At 52.1% G+C, this 2,991-nt stretch carries 1 rRNA gene; it reads right to left on the reverse strand.

Going from position 1 to position 2,991, the window contains the following annotated elements:
• Window positions 1–22: 22 nt before the first annotated feature.
• Window positions 23–2,964: ribosomal RNA gene (locus IEO70_RS18655) — 23S ribosomal RNA — on the reverse strand.
• Window positions 2,965–2,991: the final 27 nt, after the last annotated feature.

The raw sequence follows: 2,991 nt of genomic DNA on the forward strand, positions 1-2,991 counted from the left end.
ACAGTCGCCTTCGCTTTTCTATTTGGTTAAGTCCTCGTTCGATTAGTATTGGTCAACTCCATGCGTCGCCGCACTTCCATCTCCAACCTATCAACCTGATCATCTTTCAGGGAACTTACTAGCTTGACGCTATGGGAAATCTCATCTTGAGGGGGGCTTCATGCTTAGATGCTTTCAGCACTTATCCCGTCCGCACATAGCTACCCAGCGATGCCTTTGGCAAGACAACTGGTACACCAGAGGTGCGTCCATCCCGGTCCTCTCGTACTAAGGACAGCTCCTCTCAAATTTCCTACGCCCACGACGGATAGGGACCGAACTGTCTCACGACGTTCTGAACCCAGCTCGCGTACCGCTTTAATGGGCGAACAGCCCAACCCTTGGGACCGACTACAGCCCCAGGATGCGATGAGCCGACATCGAGGTGCCAAACCTCCCCGTCGATGTGGACTCTTGGGGGAGATAAGCCTGTTATCCCCGGGGTAGCTTTTATCCGTTGAGCGATGGCCCTTCCATGCGGAACCACCGGATCACTAAGCCCGACTTTCGTCCCTGCTCGACTTGTAGGTCTCGCAGTCAAGCTCCCTTGTGCCTTTACACTCTGCGAATGATTTCCAACCATTCTGAGGGAACCTTTGGGCGCCTCCGTTACATTTTAGGAGGCGACCGCCCCAGTCAAACTGCCCACCTGACACTGTCTCCCACCCCGATGAGGGGTGCGGGTTAGAATTTCAATACAACCAGGGTAGTATCCCACCGACGCCTCCACCGAAGCTAGCGCTCCGGCTTCATAGGCTCCTACCTATCCTGTACAAGCTGTACCAAAATTCAATATCAGGCTGCAGTAAAGCTCCACGGGGTCTTTCCGTCCTGTCGCGGGTAACCTGCATCTTCACAGGTAGTATAATTTCACCGAGTCTCTCGTTGAGACAGTGCCCAGATCGTTACGCCTTTCGTGCGGGTCGGAACTTACCCGACAAGGAATTTCGCTACCTTAGGACCGTTATAGTTACGGCCGCCGTTTACTGGGGCTTCGGTTCAAAGCTTCGTCTTGCGACTAACCTCTCCCCTTAACCTTCCAGCACCGGGCAGGCGTCAGCCCCTATACTTCGCCTTGCGGCTTCGCAGAGACCTGTGTTTTTGCTAAACAGTCGCCTGGGCCTATTCACTGCGGCTCTCTCGGGCTTTAACACCCTACCAGAGCACCCCTTCTCCCGAAGTTACGGGGTCATTTTGCCGAGTTCCTTAACGAGAGTTCTCTCGCACACCTTAGGATTCTCTCCTCGCCTACCTGTGTCGGTTTGCGGTACGGGCACCATTTATCTCGCTAGAAGCTTTTCTTGGCAGTGTGAAATCAGGAACTTCGGTACTAAATTTCCCTCGCTATCACAGCTCAGCCTTCACGGAAACGGGATTTGCCTCGTTTCCAGCCTTACTGCTTAGACGCACATATCCAACAGTGCGCTTACCCTATCCTACTGCGTCCCTCCATTGCTCAAACGATAAAGAGGTGGTACAGGAATATCAACCTGTTATCCATCGCCTACGCTTTTCAGCCTCGGCTTAGGTCCCGACTAACCCTGGGCGGACGAGCCTTCCCCAGGAAACCTTAGGCATTCGGTGGATGGGATTCTCACCCATCTTTCGCTACTCATACTGGCATTCTCACTTCTAAGCGCTCCACCAGTCCTTCCGGTCTGACTTCACCGCCCTTAGAACGCTCTCCTACCACGCATACCATACGGTATGCATCCACAGCTTCGGTGATACGTTTAGCCCCGGTACATTTTCGGCGCAGAGTCACTCGACCAGTGAGCTATTACGCACTCTTTAAATGGTGGCTGCTTCTAAGCCAACATCCTGGTTGTCTAAGCAACTCCACATCCTTTTCCACTTAACGTATACTTTGGGACCTTAGCTGGTGGTCTGGGCTGTTTCCCTCTTGACTACGGATCTTATCACTCGCAGTCTGACTCCCGATGATAAGTCATTGGCATTCGGAGTTTGACTGAATTCGGTAACCCGATGGGGGCCCCTAGTCCAATCAGTGCTCTACCTCCAAGACTCTAACAATCGAGGCTAGCCCTAAAGCTATTTCGGAGAGAACCAGCTATCTCCAGGTTCGATTGGAATTTCTCCGCTACCCACACCTCATCCCCGCACTTTTCAACGTGCGTGGGTTCGGGCCTCCATTCAGTGTTACCTGAACTTCACCCTGGACATGGGTAGATCACCTGGTTTCGGGTCTACGACCACATACTCAAATCGCCCTATTCAGACTCGCTTTCGCTGCGGCTCCGTCTCTTCAACTTAACCTTGCATGTAATCGTAACTCGCCAGTTCATTCTACAAAAGGCACGCCATCACTCATAAATGAGCTCTGACTACTTGTAGGCACACGGTTTCAGGATCTCTTTCACTCCCCTTCCGGGGTGCTTTTCACCTTTCCCTCACGGTACTGGTTCACTATCGGTCACTAGGTAGTATTTAGCCTTGGGAGATGGTCCTCCCGGATTCCGACGGAATTTCACGTGTTCCGCCGTACTCAGGATCCACTCAAGAGGGAACGAAGTTTCAACTACAGGGTTGTTACCTTCTTCGACGGGCCTTTCCATGCCTCTTCGTCTACCTCGTTCCTTTGTAACTCCGTATAGAGTGTCCTACAACCCCAAGAGGCAAGCCTCTTGGTTTGGGCTATCTTCCGTTTCGCTCGCCGCTACTCAGGAAATCGCGTTTGCTTTCTTTTCCTCCGGGTACTTAGATGTTTCAGTTCCCCGGGTCTGCCTTCTCCTGACCTATGTATTCAGTCAGGGATACTGTCCCATTACGGACAGTGGGTTTCCCCATTCGGAAATCTCTGGATCAAAGCTTACTTACAGCTCCCCAAAGCATATCGGTGTTAGTCCCGTCCTTCTTCGGCTCCTAGTGCCAAGGCATCCACCGTGCGCCCTTTCTAACTTAACCTAATCGATTCAAAATGAATCATTGGTA

It is taken from the genome of Peribacillus faecalis, assembly GCF_014712675.1.
Taxonomy (GTDB): Bacteria; Bacillota; Bacilli; order Bacillales; family DSM-1321; genus Bacillus_AD; species Bacillus_AD faecalis.